The organism is Microcystis sp. LEGE 00066, assembly GCF_015207925.1.
GTDB classification, from domain to species: domain Bacteria; phylum Cyanobacteriota; class Cyanobacteriia; order Cyanobacteriales; family Microcystaceae; genus Microcystis; species Microcystis ichthyoblabe_A.
The window spans coordinates 1-7,163 of record NZ_JADEVX010000198.1; the positions used below are offsets into that span (position 1 = coordinate 1).

Here is a 7,163-nt window from a genome sequence, read left to right on the forward strand (position 1 = left end):
CCCCCAACTGCACCACTAGCTGTCTGACACTGGCTGGGGTCTTTTCCCAATCCTCTGCGTCAATTCCTGCCGTCTCTAGTAGGTGCTTCTCATCCATGCCTCTTAGATTACCAGATTTCGTTCCCCCCCTAAACGGTTACGAGATATTGAAAATTATACTGAAAATTACCAAGGGGCTTTATGCCTTTAATTGTTATTTTATCTCTGACAATGGTATGACAGCCGAAGCGACTTTCATCTTGACACCAGAAGCGGACTTTTAAATATTGACTAACTTTTTCAGATTCTTTTTCTAGTAAAGCTTGTAGCTGTTCAGATAGATTATTTTGGAATATTTTTACTTCTCCTGGTAATTGTTTTAAATTTTGAGGTCGAGCCACTTTTAATTTAGCTTGTAATTCATTTCTTACGAGACGGTAAACAGTTATATAACTGGCAGGTATTTCTAAAATAATTGATACCCAAAAATGAATTTCTTTATAACTTTGAAATCCTTCTGGGTCTTTTAATTCATTCTGAATTAGAGCGGCTTCTTCCACTGAAATCTTTTTGGGTCTTCCCAGTTTTTCTGGTTCTGACAAGAGATTTTCTATCCCTCCTTCTCGATAACAACTTAACCAGCGATGAATAGTTCTTTCTGAGCGTCCTATTAACACGGCGAGATGACGAACCGTTTCTACCTCCTTAATTTTTAGTAGATACAGGGATTGTACTTTAGCAAAGTTTAAAGAGGTTACTTGTTGCTTCAACAAGAATTTTAAGTCTTCTACTGACTCAGCAACATTAATATTAGGGACTCCACTCATTGCCTTTTTACCACACAAACTATACCTTTACCAAGTATGACATACTTTTTGAAAAATGGTATAATAAGTTTACTTAAGGTCATCAAAGAGGTAACAAAACCTTAATGGAAAGTCGTATCCATATCCATCCAGATATTTGTAATGGAAGACCTGTTATCGCTGGAACCCGAATTCCGGTGCAAACAGTTATGGAATTTTTAGGAGCAGGGGATTCTATTGAAGAATTCCTTGAAGAATATCCTTCTCTGAATCGAGAAGATATTTATGCCTGTATGCAATTTGCAGCAAGATTGATGGAGAATCACTATGAAGTCAAAAAAATTGCATGAATGGTTTTTTCTTTGATGAAAATTTACCAGCTAAAATCCTCTTCACTCCATCTTTACCGATCATTTTTAGGGATAAGTCCAAGGGATACGGAAATTTGGCAATATGCAAAGGATAAAAAAACTGGTTATTGTTACGAAAGATACAGACTTTTCCGATCAACTAATGCTTAATTTTTTTTGCACCTAAAGTAGTACATCTCCGTTTTGGCAATATACGAAAACGAGAATTTCATCAGTTTTTAGCTCGTATTTGGCCAGAAGTTGAAGCTTTGGTTATTGAACATAAATTAGTTAATGTCTATTTAGATAGAATTGAAGCATTTAGATAATTTTTCCTAACATTCATTGCGATATCGCTAAGGTGGGTAATGCCTGCCTTACTCTAGGGAAAGTCCAGTAATAATATCTTCTGGGGGAATCCCAGCTTGAATTAAAGTGGTTGTTAATCCTTCTTCAAGATTATCATCTTCAATGACAATTTTATTTTTCAATAAACGAGCGTGAAATAAAATTGTATTAATCCACGCTTCTTTTTCCCAACCAGTCATAATTATTAAAAAGTTGCCTGATTCTGGATCACAAACTGGGGTAATTTTAAGGGTTTGTAATCGAGGTTGCATCGCCGACTCTTTTCTGATAACTTGAGTCAGAATATCGGCATAATTTACTGTGTTATCCATTCGCAAATTATCTCCTTTTGAGGATTATAAATAATTAAATTGATTCTATTACGTTTAATAACCAGTTGGAAAATAGCTTCTTTGAAGTGTTTTAAATAAACCGCTTGACTAATGCCCAAAAAAAGTTTTCTTTCAGGTTCTTGTGAATCTAAAGCCCATTGGTATAATTGAAGTTGTCCTATTGTTTTTTCTAATTCACTGATAACTGAAGGCGTATCAAAGTCTTTGATTTCTACGGCAATTTTACGTTCTTCTTTTTCCGCAGCAAAAAACTTTTCTGCTCCTAAATCAGCTTTAAGCAAGGTTTTTTCTAAGGTTAGAATTAAAGGATCATCAGTGATTTTCTAACCCTCTTTTTCTAAAGTATGACGTAATCATAAATGTAGATCGTCTCGTCTGGACATCCTTATAAACCCTGCTTAAGAGGTTCGATTTCTATTCTACTACAGTTCGCCCTAATTCGGATTTATTATGACCGAAAAAGCGGTAAGGTGGGCAATGCTCACCCTACTATTTCTATTTTCGCTTGGTCAGGCTAGAGACTAACCCTAATCCTCCTAATCCTAACAAGGCAACAACGGAACTCAGTGCAGATCTGGTAGGGTGTGTTCCCTCATGCAAGTCCTACCGCTGCAGCGATCGATTTGAATGATAATAAGCTAAAAACGTCTAGGCACAGCGACGGACGGGAGTGCAAGCGGATATAGACAAATATGGGGGCATTTTACCTTACTTTTTGGAGCCGTGATCTGTGGGCAATATGACATGATTAATGGAAGAAACAGGGAGTAAAGAGCATGACTACCTATCAAGATGTTCGCCGGCAAGTTGAGAATCTCACCCCAGACGAGCAACTTCGCTTGTTAAAAGAGTTAGCTGTTACCTCTACGTTGACGCTGACGGAAGTTTTGGTGCATCCATTACGCTCAGGTAATGTAGAACTTGCCGGCCAGTATCGTGATATTCTTCTCGATCAAGAAAACTTAATTAGGGTTTGCTGTATAATTCCCCAGAGGGAATCTAGGAGCCACACAGTTGGCAAAATGGTAGTTTCGTCCCTTAGTTTCTCAATTTTATCTGGCGTTCGCTCATAAAAGTGCCAGGGTTTTGAGTCCCTCCGATCGATTTCTCAACGTTTGTTTCTGGCACTTTTTTGGCTGAAAAAGTAACAAAACCCTTTTCTGGTAAGGCTTTCACTGATATTCAGCAAGTCCTAATTTAGGTTAACTACTCCCCCACAAGCTGGCTTTTTTAGTACATATATTCTACCTTTTTGTGATTGCTATTTTGAGTATCTTACCTATACCCTACTGAATTTTACCTATTAATCTACTTTTCGACTGCAAAAACCAAAATCAGTCCATATCTTGACTGCAAAAACGGTATTTTAACTTTAGATAGGCCATTGACAAGCCTAAAAGCTTTCTTTAAACTAGATTCAGTGCATAAACAAAAATTCCGATAAGTACCTATTGCAGTAGGACTTCTCGGACGTTTGTATGTACTTAATTGTTTTTGGACATTTTTTCAAAGTTAATTATGACTCAGATCACATCGGCTGTCAATGACGACGGCTACCGTTCCAGTGCTGACCTCGTACACTGTCAAAGACAAGATGAAGCGCAGACTTTAGCTTTCGCTGATTCGGCCACATCAGGAGCGAGAGTTTTTATTTGTCATGTTTACGAACAGGGGGGAAGAACTCATCTGGTTTTTTCTCTACCTTGTAGTCTGCTGATTGAGTTGGCAAAATTACAGAGTGCTGAAGCTAAAAAGAATAAGTCTAATGCGGATGAAGTCATGAACAGACCACTTATTCCCCAGCACGTTAACGAGATTGCAAAGTATTTGCTAGATACGGATCAGTATATTTTGCCCCCATTCATCTTTAACTCGAATACACCGATCAAAGTTTTTACCTATGGTGCAGGTCCAGTCAAATTCGGTTATGCTGTTATGCCAATAGATGTAGAACTTTATGTTACTGACGGTCAACATCGGTTAAAAGCGATCGAAAAAGTTTTACCTGAAAAACCTGACTTGCGTAACGACAGCGTAACTGTGCTGGTAGTTCAAGAAGCAGATATGGATCAAATTCATCAAGATTTTGCCGATTGTGCCAAAAATAAACCTATCCCTCCTGCTTTATTGGCTGCTTTCGACGTTACCGATCCTCTTGCTAAGTTAACTCGGACAATTACTAAAGATTTAGTCATTTTCAATGGACGGATTGATAAAATCTCTCGTACTATCGGAAAAGACACCAAATATATGTTTACTATGAGTCAGTTAAGAATCGGTGTCGCTGAATTTCTTTTTGGTTCATCTCGAAAACCAGTTATAGAATCTCATTCTCGTCAAAGCAAAAGTGAATTTTTGCTGATGTTAGAGAGACTGAAGATTTTTTACACAGAATTCGCCAAAAATAACGATACTTGGCGACTTTTGCTACAACCCGCATCTCAAAAGGTCAATCTCAACTTGTACGATCTCAGACAACAGCGTGTGGATTTTAATACCGTTGGGTTTCAGGTACTTAGTCGAATTGGACATTTAATCTTTTTTGGACAAGAATTCACTGATTTACAGCGAGAAGCTCTAATTAAAGCACTTGCGGGTTTGGATTATACCCGTGACTCAGCTTTATGGCTAAATAGTATCGTGATTGATGATGCTGGTGCTAAAAAGATAGTTACGCAGACAACAGCAGTCGATAAAGCGTTTAAAATCGCCAGAGATGCTGTACAAGAGAAAACTGGGATAGTTTTAATCTAGTTTCGAGTAGATTTAGAGCAATTCAGTCTTATATACCTTATGAAATTACAAGCAGAGATCGAGCAGTTTTGCTTTATCTCTCTTTTCCTGTGACTATTGATAGGTTTTACTAATTAGACATACAGTATAGAGAGGAGAACTTTAAAAGCATATATGTAATGACCGCAATCCAAACCTCTCTACTACCGAATCGTACTATTGATGAGTTCGTAGAAGATATTAAACTACTGACTCAAGAAGTACAAAAGCTCTACTGTTTAGATGAGATTCCTTGGATTATTGGTGTTTCTTGGGGAAAAGATAGTTCAGCAGTTTTACAGTTAATCTGGAATGCGATCGCTGCTTTACCATTAGAGAAGCGACAAAAAACTATTCATGTCATCACCACCGACACAATGGTTGAAAACCCCATTGTCTCTGCATGGGTTAGAAAGTCAATGGAAAAGCTGGAAAAAGCTTCAGAAGCTCACAGAATGCCATTTAAATCACATTTACTCTATCCTGCTGTGGAAGATCGCTTTTGGAGTGGATTAATAGGTAAGGGTTATCCTGCTCCCCGTTTGAAATTTCGTTGGTGTACTGGAAGACTGAAAATTAACGCTTCTAATAACTTTATTCGTGAAGTCATCAGAAATTGTGGGGAAACAATATTAGTTTTGGGAATCCGCAAAACAGAAAGCTCTCGTCGTGCTAAGGTGATGGAAAAATTAGAAGCTAAAAGACTTCGTGATCGTTTGAGTCCTAATGCAAATATGCCCAATTCTCTCGTTTATAGTCCCATAGAAGATTGGCGTACTGATGAAGTATGGATGTACTTGATGCAGTGGGAAAATCCCTGGGGAGGAGATAACAAAGAATTATTAGCAATGTATCGAGGAGCAACTGCGGATAATGAATGTCCCCTAGTGGTAGATACTTCCAGTCCTAGCTGTGGAAGTTCCCGTTTTGGTTGTTGGGTTTGTACTTTGGTAGATAAAGATACATCTCTGAGTATGATGGTTCAGAATGACCAAGAAAAGGAATGGTTACAACCACTCGTAGAACTCAGAAATGAATTAGACCTTTTGGATGATAGAGAGAGACGTGATTTCCGTCGTCTTGTTGGGAAAGTACAATTATTTGAAAGAAACTTAAATGGAGAAATATCGATCGAACCCATACCCGGCCCTTATACTAAACAATGGCGGGAATATTGGCTGAGAAGGGTATTAGAGGCTCAGGAGAGCGTGCGTACTAATGCTCCAGAGGATATGAAAGATATTACCCTAATTACCACGGAGGAACTCAGCGAAATTCGCCGGATTTGGAGGGAAGAAAAGCACGAATTTGATGACCAATTACCGAAGATTTATAAACAAGTGACTGGAGAAACTTTTCAAGATCCGCGACCAGGAGCGGATAATAATCTTTTGGGGAGTGAAGAATGGGATATCCTCGCGGATATCTGTGCCGAGGATTCCATGCACCTAGAATTATTGGCTAAACTTATCGATACAGAACGTCAATATTTTCTCAAAATCTCTCGCAAGGGTATTTACAAAGACCTAGAAAAATGCTTTGAGTCTAGTTCTCGTAGTAAAGAGGAAGCGATCGAAAATGCCCGTTATGTCTATGATCTAAAGAATGCCGCTCAAAGTGGCAATATTGCTCAGGTGAAAGAACAACTCAAGGAGAGTTTTAGTGAACCGGAAAAAGACCCGCAAAAACAGTTAACTTGGGCCAGTATGAAATTCCCTACAACCGATGAGGAGGAGGAATAACGGGTTTATTTTACCCGTAAACTGGCGATCGAGTTGACCATCAATAAAATTACCATTTCTCGACGACAAGATGAAACCCTACCAAAAAATTCCGATTCGTGAATGTGGGGAACCCCTAGTACCTATACCCGCAGATAAATTTGTTATCCCTTCTCCCCATGCTTACGAGAAATTGGGGGCCAATTATCGGGGTAAATCTCCCTATTTTTTGCAACAGGGGGTGTTAAATGCCCTGATTGACGCTCAAAACCGTCTGCAAGTCTATCAACCCGGGTGGCAAATTTTGATTTTTGATGCCTATCGACCGATCGAAGTGCAACAATTTATGGTCGATTATACTTTTCAGACTCTCCTAGACACAAGAGGATTAGCCAAAGAGAAACTATCGAAGGCAGAAAGTCAAGCGATTTTAACAGAAGTTTACACTATTTGGGCAATTCCCAGCGATAATGCCGCCACCCCGCCACCCCATAGTACCGGAGCGGCGATCGATATTACCCTAGTGGATGAGAAGGGACAAACCATCGACATGGGAGGAGAAATCGATGAGATCGGAGAGCGATCGCATCCCGATCATTATATCGCCGCAAAAAGCCCACGAGAACAGGGTTATCATCAAAAACGAGTTTTATTGGCTAAAGTGATGGAGGAGGCGGGATTTAGCCGACATAAGGGGGAATGGTGGCATTTTTCCCTAGGGGATCAGATGTGGGCCTGGTCGCTCGATCGAGCCTACGCCATCTATGGCAGGGTGGAGGATTAAGTAGGGTTTGCGGCAAAAAGTTTTTTGTGGGGACAGGGTGTGGGGTGTGG

At 39.4% G+C, this 7,163-nt stretch carries 6 protein-coding genes and 2 pseudogenes; 5 read left to right on the forward strand and 3 right to left on the reverse strand.

Features of this window, described 5'->3' with window-relative positions; genetic code table 11:
• Positions 1-140: 140 nt before the first annotated feature.
• A pseudogene (locus IQ224_RS19850) lies at positions 141-806 on the reverse strand (IS630-like element ISMae27 family transposase); the annotation flags it as partial.
• 104 nt (positions 807-910) lie between these two features.
• On the opposite strand from IQ224_RS19850, the gene IQ224_RS19855 reads away from it, so the two are divergent.
• The gene (locus IQ224_RS19855; RefSeq protein ID WP_002744367.1) at positions 911-1,135 is read left to right on the forward strand and encodes a DUF433 domain-containing protein; all 225 of its coding nucleotides are present in this window, start codon (positions 911-913) and stop codon (positions 1,133-1,135) included.
• Positions 1,136-1,512: 377 nt separating this feature from the next.
• Here IQ224_RS19855 and IQ224_RS19860 read toward each other — a convergent pair whose 3' ends face one another.
• Positions 1,513-1,815: an element excision factor XisI family protein gene (locus tag IQ224_RS19860; protein WP_002734790.1), complete on the reverse strand. Its 303-nt coding sequence runs from the start codon at positions 1,813-1,815 to the stop codon at positions 1,513-1,515.
• Positions 1,800-2,219 (reverse strand): annotated as a pseudogene (locus tag IQ224_RS19865) (XisH family protein). The gene IQ224_RS19860 and the pseudogene IQ224_RS19865 overlap by 16 nt, the downstream one beginning before the upstream one ends.
• Positions 2,220-2,612: 393 nt before the next feature.
• Between IQ224_RS19865 and IQ224_RS19870 the strand changes: the two are divergent.
• The 4 genes from IQ224_RS19870 to IQ224_RS19885 all read left to right on the forward strand — a co-directional run bounded on the left by IQ224_RS19870 (position 2,613) and on the right by IQ224_RS19885 (position 7,113).
• Entirely contained in the window at positions 2,613-2,909 is a 297-nt protein-coding gene (locus tag IQ224_RS19870; protein WP_002744360.1) for a hypothetical protein, read from the forward strand.
• Positions 2,910-3,354: 445 nt separating this feature from the next.
• Entirely contained in the window at positions 3,355-4,590 is a 1,236-nt protein-coding gene (locus tag IQ224_RS19875; protein ID WP_194033398.1) for a DNA sulfur modification protein DndB, read from the forward strand.
• Between the two features lie 158 nt (positions 4,591-4,748).
• Positions 4,749-6,350, forward strand: coding sequence for a DNA phosphorothioation system sulfurtransferase DndC (gene dndC, locus IQ224_RS19880; protein ID WP_002744349.1), 1,602 nt, complete (start codon positions 4,749-4,751; stop codon positions 6,348-6,350).
• Between the two features lie 70 nt (positions 6,351-6,420).
• Positions 6,421-7,113 (forward strand): M15 family metallopeptidase, encoded by a 693-nt coding sequence (locus tag IQ224_RS19885; RefSeq protein WP_194033399.1) that lies wholly within the window; start codon positions 6,421-6,423, stop codon positions 7,111-7,113.
• The last annotated feature ends 50 nt before the right edge of the window (positions 7,114-7,163 follow it).

Bases quoted from the DNA above. Each gene is read 5' to 3' on its own strand.
- IQ224_RS19855 (WP_002744367.1), top strand. From the start codon at position 911: ATGGAAAGTCGTATCCATATCCATCCAGATATTTGTAATGGAAGACCT.
- IQ224_RS19860 (WP_002734790.1), bottom strand. From the start codon at position 1,815: ATGGATAACACAGTAAATTATGCCGATATTCTGACTCAAGTTATCAGA.
- IQ224_RS19870 (WP_002744360.1), top strand. From the start codon at position 2,613: ATGACTACCTATCAAGATGTTCGCCGGCAAGTTGAGAATCTCACCCCA.
- IQ224_RS19875 (WP_194033398.1), top strand. From the start codon at position 3,355: ATGACTCAGATCACATCGGCTGTCAATGACGACGGCTACCGTTCCAGT.
- dndC (WP_002744349.1), top strand. From the start codon at position 4,749: ATGACCGCAATCCAAACCTCTCTACTACCGAATCGTACTATTGATGAG.
- IQ224_RS19885 (WP_194033399.1), top strand. From the start codon at position 6,421: ATGAAACCCTACCAAAAAATTCCGATTCGTGAATGTGGGGAACCCCTA.